The organism is Curtobacterium sp. PhB78 (assembly GCF_003751685.1).
In the GTDB taxonomy this organism is placed as follows: domain Bacteria; phylum Actinomycetota; class Actinomycetes; order Actinomycetales; family Microbacteriaceae; genus Curtobacterium.
Genome location: NZ_RKIA01000005.1, coordinates 215,395 through 231,496 on the forward strand (window position 1 = coordinate 215,395; position 16,102 = coordinate 231,496).

At 70.9% G+C, this 16,102-nt stretch carries 19 protein-coding genes and 1 tRNA gene; 10 read left to right on the top strand and 10 right to left on the bottom strand.

The window, feature by feature from the left end; all coding sequences use genetic code 11:
- Nucleotides 1-19 precede the first annotated feature (19 nt).
- The gene (locus tag EDF53_RS13230) at nucleotides 20-481 is read left to right on the top strand and encodes a globin (RefSeq protein WP_260213568.1); all 462 of its coding nucleotides are present in this window, start codon (nucleotides 20-22) and stop codon (nucleotides 479-481) included.
- A 162-nt stretch (nucleotides 482-643) separates the two neighbouring features.
- Here EDF53_RS13230 and EDF53_RS13235 read toward each other — a convergent pair whose 3' ends face one another.
- Both EDF53_RS13235 and EDF53_RS13240 read right to left on the bottom strand, forming a co-directional pair.
- Entirely contained in the window at nucleotides 644-1,486 is an 843-nt protein-coding gene (locus EDF53_RS13235) for an NAD-dependent epimerase/dehydratase family protein (protein WP_123294000.1), read from the bottom strand.
- A gap of 37 nt (nucleotides 1,487-1,523) precedes the next feature.
- Nucleotides 1,524-2,225, bottom strand: a complete 702-nt coding sequence (locus EDF53_RS13240) for a hypothetical protein (protein ID WP_123294001.1) — start codon at nucleotides 2,223-2,225, stop codon at nucleotides 1,524-1,526.
- A 47-nt stretch (nucleotides 2,226-2,272) separates the two neighbouring features.
- On the opposite strand from EDF53_RS13240, the gene EDF53_RS13245 reads away from it, so the two are divergent.
- On the top strand, nucleotides 2,273-3,136 hold the full coding sequence (locus EDF53_RS13245; protein ID WP_123294002.1) for an acyl-CoA thioesterase II: 864 nt from the start codon (nucleotides 2,273-2,275) through the stop codon (nucleotides 3,134-3,136).
- Here the strand turns inward: EDF53_RS13245 and EDF53_RS13250 are convergent.
- Nucleotides 3,123-3,578, bottom strand: a complete 456-nt coding sequence (locus tag EDF53_RS13250; protein ID WP_123294003.1) for a thioesterase family protein — start codon at nucleotides 3,576-3,578, stop codon at nucleotides 3,123-3,125. The two genes, EDF53_RS13245 and EDF53_RS13250, sit on opposite strands and share 14 nt — an antisense overlap.
- Before the next feature lie 32 nt (nucleotides 3,579-3,610).
- Nucleotides 3,611-5,296 carry an energy-dependent translational throttle protein EttA gene (ettA, locus tag EDF53_RS13255; RefSeq protein ID WP_111086790.1) on the bottom strand — a complete coding sequence of 562 codons (1,686 nt, stop codon included), beginning with the start codon at nucleotides 5,294-5,296 and terminating at the stop codon, nucleotides 3,611-3,613.
- A 190-nt stretch (nucleotides 5,297-5,486) separates the two neighbouring features.
- Here ettA and EDF53_RS13260 point away from each other — a divergent pair, with 190 nt between their 5' ends.
- Complete coding sequence (locus EDF53_RS13260) at nucleotides 5,487-6,212, top strand: hypothetical protein (RefSeq protein WP_123294004.1); 726 nt, start codon at nucleotides 5,487-5,489, stop codon at nucleotides 6,210-6,212.
- 23 nt (nucleotides 6,213-6,235) lie between these two features.
- Here the strand turns inward: EDF53_RS13260 and EDF53_RS13265 are convergent, their stop codons facing one another.
- The 3 genes from EDF53_RS13265 to msrA all read right to left on the bottom strand — a co-directional run bounded on the left by EDF53_RS13265 (nucleotide 6,236) and on the right by msrA (nucleotide 7,817).
- Nucleotides 6,236-6,925, bottom strand: coding sequence for a single-stranded DNA-binding protein (locus tag EDF53_RS13265; protein WP_123294005.1), 690 nt, complete (start codon nucleotides 6,923-6,925; stop codon nucleotides 6,236-6,238).
- Between the two features lie 123 nt (nucleotides 6,926-7,048).
- Nucleotides 7,049-7,252 (bottom strand): methyltransferase, encoded by a 204-nt coding sequence (locus tag EDF53_RS13270; protein ID WP_123294006.1) that lies wholly within the window; start codon nucleotides 7,250-7,252, stop codon nucleotides 7,049-7,051.
- 37 nt (nucleotides 7,253-7,289) lie between these two features.
- The gene (msrA, locus tag EDF53_RS13275; protein ID WP_123294007.1) at nucleotides 7,290-7,817 is read right to left on the bottom strand and encodes a peptide-methionine (S)-S-oxide reductase MsrA; all 528 of its coding nucleotides are present in this window, start codon (nucleotides 7,815-7,817) and stop codon (nucleotides 7,290-7,292) included.
- A 158-nt stretch (nucleotides 7,818-7,975) separates the two neighbouring features.
- On the opposite strand from msrA, the gene EDF53_RS19400 reads away from it, so the two are divergent.
- Together EDF53_RS19400 and EDF53_RS13285 are read left to right on the top strand one after the other, a co-directional pair.
- The gene (locus EDF53_RS19400; protein ID WP_111086795.1) at nucleotides 7,976-8,242 is read left to right on the top strand and encodes a hypothetical protein; all 267 of its coding nucleotides are present in this window, start codon (nucleotides 7,976-7,978) and stop codon (nucleotides 8,240-8,242) included.
- 89 nt (nucleotides 8,243-8,331) lie between these two features.
- The gene (locus EDF53_RS13285) at nucleotides 8,332-9,669 is read left to right on the top strand and encodes a hypothetical protein (RefSeq protein ID WP_123294009.1); all 1,338 of its coding nucleotides are present in this window, start codon (nucleotides 8,332-8,334) and stop codon (nucleotides 9,667-9,669) included.
- 103 nt (nucleotides 9,670-9,772) lie between these two features.
- On the opposite strand, the gene EDF53_RS13290 is transcribed toward EDF53_RS13285, so the two are convergent.
- Nucleotides 9,773-9,845 (bottom strand) — tRNA-Arg (locus EDF53_RS13290).
- 112 nt (nucleotides 9,846-9,957) lie between these two features.
- On the opposite strand from EDF53_RS13290, the gene EDF53_RS13295 reads away from it, so the two are divergent.
- From EDF53_RS13295 to EDF53_RS13305, 3 genes are all read left to right on the top strand, one after another.
- Complete coding sequence (locus tag EDF53_RS13295) at nucleotides 9,958-10,761, top strand: cytidylyltransferase domain-containing protein (RefSeq protein WP_123294010.1); 804 nt, start codon at nucleotides 9,958-9,960, stop codon at nucleotides 10,759-10,761.
- On the top strand, nucleotides 10,758-11,630 hold the full coding sequence (locus EDF53_RS13300) for an N-acetylneuraminate synthase family protein (RefSeq protein ID WP_123294011.1): 873 nt from the start codon (nucleotides 10,758-10,760) through the stop codon (nucleotides 11,628-11,630). The genes EDF53_RS13295 and EDF53_RS13300 overlap by 4 nt, the downstream gene beginning before the upstream one ends.
- A 97-nt stretch (nucleotides 11,631-11,727) precedes the next feature.
- A complete protein-coding gene (locus EDF53_RS13305; protein WP_123294012.1) occupies nucleotides 11,728-13,311 on the top strand; it encodes a DUF6716 putative glycosyltransferase in 1,584 nt (527 codons plus the stop codon).
- On the opposite strand, the gene EDF53_RS13310 is transcribed toward EDF53_RS13305, so the two are convergent.
- On the bottom strand, nucleotides 13,255-13,515 hold the full coding sequence (locus EDF53_RS13310) for a thioredoxin family protein (RefSeq protein ID WP_123294013.1): 261 nt from the start codon (nucleotides 13,513-13,515) through the stop codon (nucleotides 13,255-13,257). The genes EDF53_RS13305 and EDF53_RS13310 overlap by 57 nt on opposite strands.
- Nucleotides 13,516-13,544: 29 nt before the next feature.
- Nucleotides 13,545-13,835, bottom strand: coding sequence for an oligoribonuclease (locus EDF53_RS13315; RefSeq protein WP_123294014.1), 291 nt, complete (start codon nucleotides 13,833-13,835; stop codon nucleotides 13,545-13,547).
- Between the two features lie 81 nt (nucleotides 13,836-13,916).
- Here EDF53_RS13315 and EDF53_RS13320 point away from each other — a divergent pair, with 81 nt between their 5' ends.
- Together EDF53_RS13320 and EDF53_RS13325 are read left to right on the top strand one after the other, a co-directional pair.
- Complete coding sequence (locus tag EDF53_RS13320; RefSeq protein WP_123294015.1) at nucleotides 13,917-14,357, top strand: MarR family winged helix-turn-helix transcriptional regulator; 441 nt, start codon at nucleotides 13,917-13,919, stop codon at nucleotides 14,355-14,357.
- On the top strand, nucleotides 14,354-15,595 hold the full coding sequence (locus tag EDF53_RS13325; RefSeq protein ID WP_123294016.1) for an MFS transporter: 1,242 nt from the start codon (nucleotides 14,354-14,356) through the stop codon (nucleotides 15,593-15,595). The genes EDF53_RS13320 and EDF53_RS13325 overlap by 4 nt, the downstream gene beginning before the upstream one ends.
- Nucleotides 15,596-16,102: the final 507 nt, after the last annotated feature.

The following is a 16,102-nucleotide window of genomic DNA, read 5'->3' on the forward strand; positions in this document are numbered from 1 at the left end:
AGGCGGGGGTGGGCTCGGCATGCCCGGCGTCCCCGGCGTGCCGGGTGTTCCGGGTGTTCCGGCACAGCCGATCACGCTGCGGGTCGGCGAGCACGGGGTCTCGGCCACCGGCTCGCTCTTCGACCGCATCGGTGGCGCCCCGACCTTCGACCGGCTCGTGCGCCGCTTCTACGAGGGCGTGCAGCAGGACGACGTCATCTGGCCGATGTACCCGGCCGACGACCTCGAGGGCGCGATCTGGCGCCTGTCCGCTTTCCTGCAGCAGTACTGGGGCGGGCCGGGCACCTACAGCGAGGAACGCGGACACCCCCGGCTCCGGATGCGGCACAACCCGTTCCGCATCACGTCCGAGGCCCGCGAGCGCTGGCTGCACCACATGCGTGAGGCCGTCGAGTCCCTGCAGCTCGCACCCCTCGACGAGGCCGAGCTCTGGGCGTACCTCGACCGTGCCGCGCACGCCATGACGAACACCTTCGACTGACGCCTGCTCTTCAGCCGCGCAGGTTCCGACTGCCGCCCAGGTTCCGAAATCTGCACATCTCGGCGCCGCCTCGTCCCGTTCGTGGAACCTCGGCGAACGGTGCGCGGCATGTTGTGGAACCTCGGCGGCGCTGACGCCGTCGTCGAGGGCCGTTCGTCGTCCTCAGCGCGCGTACGAGCCGGTGGCGAGGTCCTGGACCAGGGACGGGTGCGTCGGGTTCCAGCCGAAGGCGGAGCGGGCGTGGGCTCCGGACGCCTCCTGGTGCAGGAGCAGCGCGTCGGCGAAGGCCCCGCCGAGTCGCTCGCGCGAAGCATCGACGCTCTCGGCGACGACCGGTGCGCCGTGCGCTCCCGCTTCGGCGAGTTCGCGCACCGTCGGGTTGTCCCCGGTCGCGGCGACGATGTACCCGTCCTGCTCGGCACGCTCCAGCGCGAGGACGTAGAGCTCGCCGAGGTCGTCGACGTGCACCGTGGTCCAGCGCTGCGAGCCGTCACCGACCAGCGTGACCGGCTGGGTGCCGTCGCTGACGAACATCGCGGGGATGCCGGCACCTCGCCCGTACACGATGCCCGGGGCGACGATCGTGGTCCGCACGTCGCTCGCCCGCACGGCAGCCTCGTTCGCCGTGCGCCACGACGTCAGCTCGGGCGGATCGATCGGCGACTGCTCGGAGATGTCCGTCGAGTTGCCGAAGGTGAAGATGCCGCCGGTGTGCACGAACGGCTTCGGTGTGCCGGCGGACGCGCGCAGGACCGTCGCGGTGAAGTCCGGGTCGACGTCGGGCGCGGACGCCGTGTGGACGACGCCGTCGGTCTCGTGCAGCAGCCGTTCGACGACCTCGGTGTCGGTGACGTCCCCGACGAGGGCGTGCCCACCGGCGTCACGCACGTGCTGCGCCTTCTCGTCGGAGCGGACGATGGCGGTCACCTCGTGCCCGTGGGCGACGAGGGCGCGGAGGACGGAAGAGCCGATGTACCCGGACGCACCGGTGAGCAAGACGTGCATGCGGCCAGCCAACCACCTGGCCAGGACGTGACGTTCGCTACAGGTTCAGGGTCCAGGCGCGGCGTTTGACGAGCACGTGCCCGCGCGACGTCGTCAGACGGCTCCACGGACCGGTCTCGAACAGGCGGACCGGGTCGTGCCCGAGGAAGCCGAGGCTCTCCCCCGCGAAGCCTGCACCAGCGGGCAGGTGCTCGATGCCCGGCACCGGACGGCCCCAGACCTCGGATCGCACCTTGCGGATGATCGCCTCGCCCGCGTTGGTCGGGACGGCGTCGGCGACCTCGGCGATGCCGTCACGGGTGGCGCGGCGCAGCAGCTCCGGCGAGACGTCGGGCAGCGGCACCCATCCGCCACGGGGCGGGGAGATCGCCGCCCAGGTCACGGTGTGGACCTCGTGCGGGAGCTCGACCTCGATCGGTGTGGCCCGCGTCGGGTCGGCGCCGTCGGCGTGCTCGGCGTCCTGTTCCTCGGCGAGGAGCCGGAGCCGCTCGAGCAGGGACTGCAGCGGCACCACGGCGTCGATCGTCGCGGGCTCGGTGAGCGAGAACGTGCGGAGGCCGAGCACCGTCGGCAGCTCGTCGAGGAGTCCGAGGGGGTACAGGATCGCCGTGTAGACCGCGAGGACACCGGAGTCGGCGATGAACCGGACCGAACCGTCCTCGATCCGAGCGGTACGTCCGAGGTACGTGCGGAGGTCCCCGAGGGAGGCGGCGTCGGGAAGCGTGAACGAGGTGCCCATGTCGAACCGATCCTACCGGCGCACCCTGTGTTCGTAGACTGCACCACGTGAACGGCGAACCCGACTTCCTGCGGACCCTCCGACTCGAGGACACCGGTGCGAGCACGGGTGAGACGATCCTCACCGGCGCGAACCACTGGTCCCCCGGCGGGCGGGTGTTCGGCGGCCAGGTGCTCGCCCAGTGCATCGTCGCTGCGCAGGCCACCATCGAGGGGCGTGACATCCACTCGATGCACGGGTACTTCCTGCGTCCCGGCGACATCGACGTGCCGATCACCTTCGGCGTCGAACGCATCCACGACGGTCGGTCCTTCGCGACACGGCGCGTGCAGGCCTACCAGCGCGGTGTGCCGATCTTCTCGATGATCGCTTCGTTCCAGGTGCCGGACACCGGGGTCGAGCACCAGGACCCGTACCCGGTGGACACGCCGTCACCGGAGTCGCTGCCGTCCGCCGCGTCGATCCTGTCCACCATCGACCACCCCGTCGCCAAGGCCTGGGCCGAGCGCTCGATCGACCTGCGGCACGTCGAGGGACCGGTGTTCGTCGACGTGCAGGGCGAGCACGTGCCGCACCAGGCGGTCTGGTTCCGTGTGCAGGGCGACCTGCCGGACGACCCGGCGCTGCACCGTGCGGTCCTCGGGTACGCCAGCGACCTGTCGATCCTCGAACCGATCATGCGGCGGCACGGCGTCGCCTGGGGCACGCCCGGCGTGAAGAGCGCCAGCCTCGACCACGCGATGTGGTGGCACCGCGACGGTCGGGCCGACGAGTGGATCCTGTACACGCAGGAGTCCCCCAGCGCCCAGGGCGGCCGGGGGCTCGCGTTCGGTCGGATGTTCTCCCGCGACGGACGCCTGCTGGCGACCGTGGCGCAGGAGGGCATGATGCGGGTCCCTACGGGCGGCTGAACTCCACCGGGGCCTCGAGGTACTGCTCGCACGCCGCACGCTCGGCCGCGGTCAGCCGCCGAGGACGGTTCGTGGCGGCGTCCACCATGACGAGCGCGGTCGTCGCCCGGGTGTAGAGCTCGGCCGGCTGCTGCCCGACCGGCGACCAGACCTCGTACGACACGTCGACGCTCGCCCCACCGAGCCGCCCGATCCACATCTGGATGTCGAGCGGCTGGCGCAGGTACGGGATCGACGCGAGGTACTCGAGGCGCTGTCCGGCGATCACCGTCATCGTGCCGGAGCCCGGCCGACCGTCGATGATCGGCTCGGGCAGGCTGCCGTCCGCCGACAGCTCACCCTCGTCCGGACCCCAGAACCCCACGATGCGCGCCTCTTCGAGCAGGCGCAGCATCGCGGAGTTGTTGACGTGGCCGTAGGCGTCGATGTCGCTCCACCGCATGCGGATGGGAGCGTGCAGTCTCGCCACGCGGGTCAGTCGCGGGTGAGCTTGCGGTACGTCGCGCGCCCGGGCTTCGCGGCATCGGCACCGAGGCGCTCGATCTTGTTCTCCTCGTACGCCTCGAAGTTGCCCTCGAACCAGTACCAGTTCGGCGTGCCGTCCTCGTTGAGGCCTTCCCACGCCAGGATGTGGGTCGCGATGCGGTCGAGGAACCACCGGTCGTGGGTGATGACCACGGCGCAACCGGGGTACTCGAGCAGGGCGTTCTCGAGGCTGCCGAGGGTCTCGACGTCCAGGTCGTTCGTCGGCTCGTCGAGCAGCAGCAAGTTGCCGCCCTGCTTGAGCGTCAGCGCGAGGTTCAGGCGGTTGCGCTCGCCACCGGACAGGATGCCGGCACGCTTCTGCTGGTCCGGGCCCTTGAACCCGAACTGCGAGACGTAGGCGCGGGACGGGATCTCGGTCTTGCCGACCTGGATGTAGTCGAGCCCGTCGGACACGACCTCCCACAGGTTCTTGTTCGGGTCGATGCCGCCACGGCTCTGGTCGACGTACGAGATGTCGACGGTGTCGCCGATCTTCAGCGTGCCGCCGTCGAGGGGTTCGAGCCCGACGATCGTCTTGAACAGCGTCGTCTTGCCGACACCGTTCGGGCCGATGACGCCGACGATGCCGTTGCGGGGCAGCGTGAACGACAGGTCACCGATGATGACGCGCTCACCGAACTGCTTGTGCAGCTTCTCGGCGTCGATGACCTGCGAGCCCAGACGAGGACCCACGGGGATCACGATCTCCTCGAAGTCGAGCTTGCGGGTGCGCTCGGCCTCGGTGACCATCTCTTCGTACCGGGCGAGACGGGCCTTCGACTTCGCCTGACGACCCTTGGTGTTGCTGCGGACCCAGTCGAGCTCGGAGGACAGGCGCTTCGCGAGCTTCGCGTCCTTCTTGCCCTGCACCTCGAGGCGCGCACGCTTCTTCTCGAGGTACGTAGAGTAGTTGCCCTCGTACGGGTAGAGGCGACCACGGTCGACCTCGGCGATCCACTGGGCGACGTGGTCCAGGAAGTACCGGTCGTGGGTCACGGCGAGGACGGCACCGTGGTACTGCTGCAGGTGCTGCTCGAGCCACTGCACGCTCTCGGCGTCCAGGTGGTTGGTGGGCTCGTCGAGCAGGAGCAGGTCGGGCTTCTGGAGCAGGAGCTTGCAGAGCGCGACGCGACGCTTCTCACCGCCGGACAGGTGCGTGACGAGCTCGTCCCCCGGGGGGCACTGGAGCGCGGCCATGGCCTGCTCGAGCTGCGAGTCGAGGTCCCACGCGTCGGCGGCGTCGATCTCTTCCTGCAGCGTGCCCATCTCGGCGAGGAGCGCGTCGAAGTCGGCGTCGGGCTCGGCCATCAGTGCGGAGATCTCGTTGAAGCGGGCGAGCTTCGCGTGGATCTCGCCGACGCCTTCCTGGACGTTCTCGAGGACGGTCTTCGTCTCGTCGAGCTCCGGCTCCTGCATGAGGATGCCGACGGTGAAGCCCGGCGTGAGCTTCGCCTCACCGTTCGACGGCTGGTCGAGACCGGCCATGATCTTCAGGATCGTCGACTTGCCCGCACCGTTCGGTCCCACGACGCCGATCTTGGCGCCGGGGAGGAACGACATCGTGACGTCGTCGAGGATCAGCTTGTCGCCGACCGCCTTGCGGGCGCGGACCATCTGGTAGATGTACTCAGCCATATCGGCCCCAAGTGTAGTGACCCCGTCGGTGCGTCGCGCGCCCGGAACGGGATCGCCGCTTCGCGCACCCGGCGGGACGGGGGTCTGTCGGGATCCCTGGCGACGACGTAGGTTGTCCTCGCCAACCACCTCGGGGACCGTCGCTCACCACGACGCGGACCGATCCAGGATCACGGACGGGATGACAACCATGACCAGGCACGCCACACGACTGCGCCGACTCGCGCTCCCCTTCGTCGGAGCGGTCGCGCTCACCGTCGCCCTCGTCGCACCGGCCGCGCCGGCATCGGCTGCCGGTGCAGTCCCGAAGGGCGACCCGTACCTGCTCTACACGGCGAGCATCAGCGCCAACGGGTCCGGCACGGGCTACTCGTCGTACATCAACGTCCACGACGCCCACAACAACGCCTACTCCTTCGGCATCCAGTCGGACAAGGGGTCCCCCGAGAGCAAGGGCAAGCCGCGCTACATCTGGGAGCGCGTGCAGAACGGCAAGTTCACCTACGGTTACCTCGGTCCGGCGACGAACAAGCTCACGCCGATCGGGATGCGCTGGTACAAGAACGACGTCGCGACGATGATCGTGAACCACAAGACGATCGGCACCCTCAAGCTCAACCTGGACGGCCGGCTGTTCTTCAACGCCGAGGCGAACGCCCGACTGAACGGCGACGTCGTGCACTCGACCGTGCAGAACACGCGCATCACCGTCGGCGACCGGAAGGGCCAGACCGGCCTGAACGGCACGTGGAACACGAGCTTCTCGTTCCGCGGGCTGAAGGCGACGCAGACGAACAAGCCGAGGATCCAGGGCGCGACCTTCAAGATCGACGGCCGGGTCGCCGGGCTGCCGCGCGGTGGGAACTGGGACACCGAGCAGGTGTCCGGCATCGCGATGATCGCGCAGAAGTGGTGACCGTCCGGCGGGTCTGACCGGACTCACGCGGCGACCCGGGCGAGGGGTCCGTCGTCATCCGGCGACTCGGGGTCGAACGCGGCACCGTCCTGTTCGAGCATGCGCTCCGACGGCCCGACCGGGTCGGCTTCGTCGAGTCCGTCGTCGATCCCGGCCCCGGTCCCGTGATCCGTCCCGGCTGCGTCCTCGTCCTCGCGGTGGGCCCCGGCACCAGCCTCGGCCTCGTGCTCGGTGTCGTGCTCGTGCCGCGGACCGTCGAGCGCAGGAGCGGCGCCCAGCCCGCCGCCGTGCACCTCGCCGGTCCGGGGATCGACGCCCCGCACCCCGCCGTGCCCCGACGTCGTGTCGTTCACCTGGCGCGGCACCCGGACCCAGTTGCTGATGCCCCACGCCAGGTCGTGCCCGATGCCGTCGGCGTCGATCTCGACCGACGTACCGCCCCGGCCGTCGCGCTCCCAGGTGCGGATCCGGACGCGGCCGGAGACGACGATGCGGTCGCCCTTCTTCAGGGACTTGAACACGTTCGACGCGAGGGAGCGGAACGCGGTGACGGTGTACCAGTTGGTCGCACCGTTGACCCAGGCCGCGCTGGCCCGGTCCCATCGACGTGACGGTGAGGCGAGCCGGAGGCTCGTGATGGCGATGCCGGTCTCGGTGACGAGGTGACGGGGTTCCGTGGCGACGATTCCGCAGACGGTGATGATGTCGTTCATGCGTCGATCGTCATCGAGCCCGGGGCTGCGGAAGCAGCCCCGGGCTCGATCTGTGGCGTGTGGACCCGATCAGGCGACCTGTGGAGGACGAGTCCCCCGGGCCTCCTGTCCGGCCCTGGACCGCTAGTGCGCTCGGAACTCGGGCCGCGCCGCGAGCGGGCCGAGCGCAGCGTGGACCGCGCCCTTCGCCGACTCGAGCGACGGGTAGAGCCCGCCGGCGCGCCCTCGTCCGTAGAGCTCGACCTGGAAGCCGTCCGCGGCACGGTGGATGCTGCCCACCGCACCCGCCGGACCGATCGCGACCCAGGTCCCGGTGTTGTTCGTCATCGTTCGACCACCTCCTCGTGGCCCCGACGCCCGAGGATCAGGACGCCAGGATGTACTGACTGTAGGCCTTGCGGACCTTGTTCACCTTCGGCAGCGCCACTGCGAGGCAGTAGCCCTGACCGGGGTTCTTCGCGAAGAAGTCCTGGTGGTACTCCTCCGCCGCGTAGAACGTCGTGAGCGGCTCGATAGTGGTGACGATCCCGCCGTCCCAGATGTCGGATGCGCGCTGGATCGCCTGCTCGAAGAGCGCGCGCTGCGCGTCGTCCGCCGGGAACATCGCCGAGCGGTACTGCGTGCCGACGTCAGCGCCCTGCCGGTTCAGCTGCCGCGGGTCGTGCAGCGTGAAGAAGACGTCGAGGATGACCTCGGCCGGGATAACCGTCTCGTCGAAGGTGACCGCGACGGCCTCGGCGTGACCGGTCGAGCCCGTGCACACCAACTCGTACGACGGGTTCTCCACCCGACCGCCGATGTAGCCGGACTCCACGTCCTGCACGCCCTGGAGCGTGCGGTACACGGCATCGAGACACCAGAAACACCCACCTGCGAGCACGAATGTGGTCATGGCCACAACCTACCTCCCCGACATCCGTGCGGGGTTGGACAGGGGACACCCCCTCCACAGCACGCACCGCTCGTCCCGCCGTCCACGATGCGTCGACAGAGCCCCGGCGTGTCGGTGGTGGCCCGTAGCGTCGAGACCACACCGACCAGGAGGCCACGATGCAGACCACGACCGAACCCGCACTGCGGATCCGCACCGTCCCGCTCTCCCGGTCGCGCGGCGACTACCGCATCCTCGACGTCCGCGACGACCTGAGCCGCGTGACCCGCGCCAACGGCGAGATCGTCGGCTACGTCGACCGCATCGACGTCGCCGGTGACACCGCCTACCGCGCCCGTCGCTACGTCGCCACCGAGCGTCGGTTCGTCGAGCTGCCGAACGTGTGGTCCGCCGATGACGCCGTCGACTGCCTTCGCTGGTCATGATGTTCCAGATTGGAATCATCTCGGGTCGGATGCGCGGAACGCCGTTCGTCCTCCCCGGGGCCTGACCGTTTCGTGAGTATGGTGCGCGCATGGACTGGTGGAACGACCTGACCGACTGGACTTCGTCCGACGACGGGTGGCGGGTGATCTCGGGTGCCGTGATCCCCTTCGTCGCCATCGTCGTCGCCGGCGTCATCGCGGCACTCATCGGACGGGGTGCGACCAAGCGGGTCGTCGCCCTGCAGGAGCGCGAGTCGAAGAACGCCGCCGTCGCGGCGATCATCTCCGCGGCGCGCAAGGCCGCTGCTTGGGGTTCGCTCGGGCACGACGAACGCGGCTACGCGGACCACCTGGCAGAGGATGCCGACATCCGGCTCCGGCTGCTCCCCGTGCAGGGTGCGCCCCTCGCCGCCAACTGGGCACAGCACGAGATCGCCGACATCAAGAAGAACTCGTCGACCTTCAGCTTCCAGGCCGACCAGTCGCTCGCGGAGTTCCGCGACCGCCTGCTCGAGTGGCAGGCCCGTCCGGGCCGCGCTCGCAAGCTCTTCAAGGCCGACCTCGAGCGCTGGAAGTTCGAGTCCCCCGACCCGGATGCCGACCTGATCAAGCGCCAGCAGGACTGGAACGCCGACCAGAACAGCACCGCCCGCCCGCAGACCCCGGCAGCGCCCGCTCAGGCCGCTCCCGTCGAGCGCCCGACGCCGACGACGACGTCCCTGCGTCCGGCACAGCGTCCAGGAGGCACGCCCGCCTCCGCGCCGTCGGCTCCGGCCAACGCCGGGTCGGTCCCCGCCGGTGGCGCCCCCGCTGCCGCAGCCGGGTCGGCGTCCGCTCCCGCTGCAGGACCCGGGTTCTCGGTGAACCGCGGTGGGTCGGACGCCAACGCCACCCGCTCCTACGGCGAGAACACCACCCGCGTCTACGGTGACGACGCCGCACCGCCCGTGCGCCCGGCGCTCGGCACACCCACGTCCCCCGCACGCTCCACCCCGAGCCGCGGCACCGACGACACCGAGGTGGTGGACGACGACGCCGTCACCAAGGCCTTCGGCGACACCGATCGGGTGACCCCGGCCCGCGGCACCGACCGTCCCGCGTCGTCCACCGTCGCGACGCCGGCGCCCACCTCGGCCGACGCCCACGTCAACCGGACGCCCGCCAACGACGTCCCGACGACCCCGGGGACACCGGGGACACCGGGGACACCGGGGACACCGACCACCCCGGGTGCACCGACGACCCCGGCGTCCGCTCCGGCTCCGAAGGTCGAGACGCCGGGCACGACGAACACGACGTCGATCCCGACCCGCATCACCCAGGCCCCGGCAGAGCCCACCGACGCGAGCGAGACGTCCGAGGCGCCGTACACGCAGCCGATCAGCGCCTCCGAACTCCGTCGCCGCGCCGCGGACGACGACGAGTAACGGGCACGGACACCCAGCACGCAGCACGCAGCACGCAGCATCCAGCACCCCCACGAACGAGCAACGGGCCGCCATCCGATCGGATGGCGGCCCGTTCGCGTCGTGCCCCCGGCAGGAATCGAACCCGCGGCACGGTGGGTAGAAACCACCTGCTCTATCCACTGAGCTACGGAGGCGTGCGACGTCGATTCTAACCGGGACCCGCCGCTCGAGCGGTTCCGGAACGGTTCGGCCGTCGTCTGCCCGCAGTTCGCCTCTGGGACACCCGCGCTTCGTACCGTCCGGGAGATGCACTCCTCTGCCACCGTCCTCGCCGTCGTCCCCGCACGCGCCGGCTCGAAGGGCATCCCGGGCAAGAACCTCCGGACGGTCGGAGGTCGGTCGCTCGTCCGTCGGGCCGTGGAGTCGGCACGCAGCGCAGCACTGATCGACGCCGTGGTCGTCACGACCGACGGTGACGCCATCGCCGCCGAGGCCCGCGCCGCCGGCGCCGACGTGGTCCGACGGCCGGCCGACCTCGCGGGCGACCAGGCATCGTCGGAGTCCGCGCTGCTCCACGTGCTCGACGAACTCGAGGCCGGCGGCGATGCGCTGCCCGAGGTCCTGGTGTTCCTGCAGGCGACCTCGCCGTTCATCGACCCGGACGACCTCGACACGGCGATCCGGCGCGTCTCAGAGGGGCACGCCGACGTCGTGTTCGCCGCAGCGCCGTCGCACGCGTTCCTGTGGCGCATGGCCGACGACGGTTCCGCCGTCGCCGTGAACCACGACGCGGCCACCCGTCCGCGTCGCCAGGACCGCGCGGCCGAGTACCGCGAGACCGGCGCCTCGTACGTCATGCGGACCGACGGCTTCCGGCAGCACCGGCACCGCTTCCACGGCCGCGTCGAACTCATCGCCGTCGACCCCGCCGGCGCGATCGACATCGACGACGAGACCGACCTGATCACGGCCGAAGCCACGGCCGAAATCACGACCGAAGCCACGGCCGAAATCACGACCAAAGTCACAGTCGACGTCGTCGCTCCCCAGATCCCGGACCACGACCCATCCCCGACGCGGGCAGCCCCCGCACTGAACGGAGCACCATGACCGTCACCATCGGCACGTCCACGATCGGCGCGGGCCACCCCGCGTACCTCATCGGCGAGATCGGCCTCAACCACAACGGTGACGTCGACATCGCCAAGCAGCTCATCGACGTCGCCGCCGACGCCGGACTGCAGGCCGTCAAGTTCCAGAAGCGCACCCCGGCCATCTCCACGCCCGAGCACATGAAGAACACGCCCCGCAGCACCCCGTGGGGCGAGATGACCTACCTGGAGTACCGCTACCGCGTCGAGTTCGACCGCGACCAGTACATCGAGATCGGCGACCACGCGACGCTGCGCGGCCTGGACTGGTTCGCCTCCCCCTGGGACGAGCCGTCGGTGGACTTCCTCGAGGACCTCAACGTCGTCGCGTACAAGATCGCCTCGGCGTCGGTGACCGACCTCGGGATGCTCGCGGCCGTCGCCGCGACCGGCAAGCCCGTCATCCTGTCGACGGGCATGTCGACGCTCGAGCAGATCGACGCCGCCGTGGACGCCCTCGGAACCGACCGCCTCGTGCTCATGCACGCCACGTCGACGTACCCGCTCCCCGCCGAGGAGGCGAACCTGCGCATGATCGACACCCTCGCGCACCGCTACTCGGGCGTGCCCGTCGGGTACTCCGGCCACGAGCCGGGCCTGCAGATCTCGATCGCCGCCGTCGCCCTCGGCGCCACCGCGGTCGAACGGCACATCACGCTCGACCGCACGATGTGGGGCTCGGACCACGCGGCCTCGCTCGAGCCGCACGGCCTGAAGACCCTGGCGCGGGACATCCGGATCATCGAGACCGCGCTCGGTGACGGGGTGAAGCGGATCTTCCCCGGCGAGCGGGCGCCGCTCGCGAAGCTGCGCCGCGTCGGCGCGTGAGCGGATGCAGTCCCCATCCGACCGCCGGCGAGCGGGCGCCGCTCGCGAAGCTGCGCCGCGTCGGCGCGTGAGCGGAGACCACGTGAGCAGAGACCACGTGAGCAGCGGGCACGTGAGCGGCCAGGTCGACGAGACCGGCGCCCTGGACGTGCCGACTGACGGGGGTGCGTCGACCGTCGGACGGGAGCCGCGCCTCCCGTCCGGCCCGTCACCCCGCGGCCGACGTGTGGTCGCCCTGGTCGACACCGACTCGTTCGCCAAGTGGGGCGCCCACCTGCTCGCGGCGGCACCGGCCGGCTGGGACCTCGACCTGCGGACCGTCGCGACGCCGCGTTCGGCCAGCGCGAAGCAGCTGCGCTCGGCGTTCCGCGGGCTCGACGCACGACTCGCGCACCTGCGGACGGCTCCGCCGTCGCCGAAGGACGTCGATGCCGTCGTCGAGGAGCTCCGCGTCGATCCGCCCGACGCCGTCCTCGTGTCCCTGATCGGCCCGGTCGCCGAACTCGTCATCGACGAGGTGCACCGCCGGATCCCGGACCGGCCGGTGCTGGTGTCCGGCCTGCCGGGCATCTCGTTCCCGGCGAAGTGGAAGGGCATCTTCTTCCGTGCGCGGGCCGACCTGTTCGTGCTGCACAGCCACCGCGAGGTGCGGGCGTACGAGGAGATGGCGATCGAGGGCGGTGTCGAGCCGCACTTCGCGCTCGCCACCCTGCCCTTCGCCCGGAGCGCGAGCGCCAGCGCCAGCACGGGCGCGACTGCGAGCGCCAGCACGGGCGCGCCCGCCAGCGCCAGCACCGGCGCGCCCGATGAGCCCGTCCGCGACGCCGTCGTCTTCGCTGCCCAGCCGAGCGTCCCGCTGGAGCGCGTCGACCGGGCCCTCGTCGTGCAGTGGCTCGTCGCGACCGCACGGCAGCACCCGGAGTGGCGCATCGTGGTCAAGACCCGCGCGGCCGCCGGCGAACACCAGACGCACCGCGAGGAACACCCCTACCCCGACCTCGTGCCGGCCGACGCACCGGCGAACCTGGTGGTCGAGAGCGGGCCGATGGCCGAACACCTCGACCGTGCGGTGGCCCTCGTGACGATCAGCTCGACGGCGGTACTCGAAGCGGCCGCACGTGGTGTGCCGGCGCTGACGCTGACGGACTTCGGCATCGGCCGCCACCTCATCAACGAGGTGTTCGTGTCGAGCGGCCTCGAGGGCGACTCGGTCGACCTGGTGGACGGCCGGTTCGGCACGGTCCGACCGAGCTGGATGCAGGACAACTACTTCCACCCGGCGTCGGACGACGACTGGCAGCGCCGGCTCACCGAGCTCATGGCGCAGCGCGACGCTGGGACGCTCGTCGACCGGGAACCCGCACGCCGTAGCCGAGGCGGGGTGCTGCGCCGGGCCTGGGAGCGGAAGAACGCCCTGGGCGGATCGGACCGCTCGGCGCTGGGCTGGCTCGCGCTCGTGATCGGGGCGCCGATCCGGACGACGAAGCGGCTGGCGCGGAAGGCCAGGGCGCTGGTCCACCCGCCGGAGCCGGTCGTGGTGGCGGCGCCGACGTCGCAGCGGGCGGCGGGCGGCGCGGGCGGCGAGCGCGTGGCGGCCGCCGGCAGCGCGGCGGGCGCAGCCGGGTCAGAGGGCCTTGGCGATCGCCAGCAGGAGCTGGTCGCGGGTGGGGACCCCGGGTGAACGGAAGACCTCGGACCCGTCCTCCCGCCGCACGATGATCGTGGGCGTGGAACGGATGCCGAGGTCCTCTGCGTCGTCGGGGTACGACGCCACGTCGCGTTCGGTCACGGCGAGCCCCGGGACGAGCTCCGAGGCCTCGGCCGACACCCGGCGGGCGGCGGCGCACGGCGCACAGAAGGCGGACGTCCAGAGGTCGAGCTGCATGTGACCGTGCAACGCGGCGGCGCGGGGTTCTACTCCCGGTCGAACTCGCCGCTGCGGTCGCCGCGGTCGTCGAGGTCGTCCACCGGGTCGGACTCCCCCGGCTCGTACGTGAACTCGACCGAGGTCTGGTCGAGGACCTGACGGGACTTGGTGGCGCGGTAGGTGAAGGCCGTCTGCAGGCCCTCGACGTCAGCGAACACCGTGACCTCGTCGTCCAGCGCGTCGCTCGTCGCGGTGCGGGTGTCGGTCGTGCCGTCGAAGGGTCCGCCGTGGAAGATCGCGGTGTACTCGTCGCCTTCGTGGATGGTGATGTCGCTCATGCATCCCTTCTACCAGGCGGTGCCTGTTGCGGCCTGGTGCGGCCTGTTGCGCAATGCATAGCATTGCTATATAGTTCAGCTATGGAAACAACGCGTGCGCAGACGATCGAGACGCTCCTCGTCTCCGTCAACCGCCTGATCCGCAGCGCCGCGCAGTCGACGGGCAACACCACGTCGGCCGCGGTCTGGCGCACGCTCGGCATCCTCGAGTCCGACGAGCCGCTCCGGCTCGGTGAGCTGGCGGCCGCCTCGCGCGTGGCGCAGCCCACGATGACCCGGCTCGTCACGGGCATGCTCGCCGACGGCCTGGTCACGCGGAGCGTCGACCCCGACGACTCCCGCGGCCAGCTCATCGAGATCACCGACGCGGGCCGCGCCCGGCTCACCGCCTGGCGCGCCACGCTCACCGACACGGTCGGCCCGTTGTTCGCCGACCTCACCGACGACGACTGGGACGTGCTGCACCACGCGTCCGTCCTGATCGCCCAGCGCACGACCACCAGAACGGAGACCACCGCGTGAACGCCCACGCACCTGCCGGCCAGTCCGGCTCCATCCTCAAGCAGTCCTCAGCGGTCTGGGCGATCGCCTTCGCCTGCGTCGTCGCCTTCATGGGCATCGGCCTCGTCGACCCGATCCTCCCCGCGATCGCTGGATCGCTCAAGGCGACCCCGGCGCAGACCGAGCTGCTCTTCACGAGCTACCTGGCCGTCACCGGCGTGGCGATGTTCTTCACGAGCTGGGTCTCGAGCCGCATCGGCGCGAAGCGCACCCTGCTCATCGGTCTGGCGCTCATCGTCGTGTTCTCGGTCCTCGCCGCGACGTCGAACAGCGTGTGGAGCATCATCGACTTCCGTGCCGGTTGGGGCCTCGGCAACGCGCTCTTCATCTCCACCGCCCTGGCGACCATCGTCGGTGCAGCATCGGGCGGGACCGCCTCGGCGATCATCCTGTACGAGGCAGCGCTCGGCCTCGGCATCGCCGTCGGCCCGCTCGTCGGCGGCCTGCTCGGGTCGGTGAGCTGGCGCGGCCCGTTCTTCGGTGTCACCACCCTGATGGCCGTCGCGTTCATCGCGATCGTGGCGCTCCTCAAGACCGGCAGCCTCGAGAAGCCCACGCCCACGAAGCTCTCGGCGCCGTTCCGCGCACTCGGCCGTCCCGCACTCGCCGCACTCGCCGCGACCGCGCTGTTCTACAACATCGGCTTCTTCGTCCTGCTCGCCTACACGCCGTTCCCGCTCGGCTTCGGTGCGCTCGGCATCGGCTTCACGTTCTTCGGCTGGGGGCTCGGTCTCGCGATCACCTCCGTCTGGGTCGCCCCGATGCTCACCGCCCGTCTCCGCAGGACGACGGTGCTGAAGATCGCGCTGCCCCTGCTGGCACTCGACCTCTTCGCCACGGCCGTCGTCGTGGACTCGCAGGTCGGCCTCATCATCTGCGTCATCATCGGTGGACTCGTGCTCGGTGTGCTGAACACGGTGCTCACGGAGTGCGTCATGGAGGCCACGGACCTGCCCCGCTCGGTCGCCTCGAGCGCCTACTCCGCCGTCCGCTTCATCGGCGGCGCCATCGCCCCGCCCGTCGCGACCCTGCTCGCCGACGCGTACGCCCCCTCGGCCGCCTACGTCTTCGCCGGAGCGTCCGTCGCCGTCGCGTTCGTCGTGATCCTCTGCACCACGAAGGTCCTGCACCGCGTGGACGACGGCGCCGAGCCGGAGCGCGTCGAGGCCGAGGCCATCGGCGCCGGCGAGATGTCCTAGCCGCACACCTTCCCGCCCCGCCCCCCTCCTGCGCGAGCGGGCGAAACACCCGGGTGCCTCCAGACGCGGCCCGGATATTTCGCCCGCTCGCGCTCTGCGCACTGGGCGCACGCACGTCCGCCCTCCGTCGTCCGCCCAGCTGGCCGCGAGCGGGCGAAATGTCTGGGCCCCCTGAAACGCGACCCGGGCATTTCGCCCGCTCGCGCGATGCGCACTGGGCGCGACCAGCCTGGAGGCGCGGCGTCAGTCCGTCGGACCGCCACCGGGCCTCCAGGCAGTCACCACCACGCCCCCCCCCCCCCCGCCTCCGCCTCCGCGAGCGGGCGAAACTCCCGGGTGCCTCCCGACGTGGCCCGGGCATTTCGCCCGCCCGCGATGGCGCGGAGCGGCCGGAGCGCAGCCCCCTCCCCAGCGTCTCGCTGAGCGTCTCGCCGAGCGGGCGAAATACCCCGCCACCCCGCCGCGCAACCGCGGCATTTCGCCCGCTCGCGGTGCGCGCACTGGACG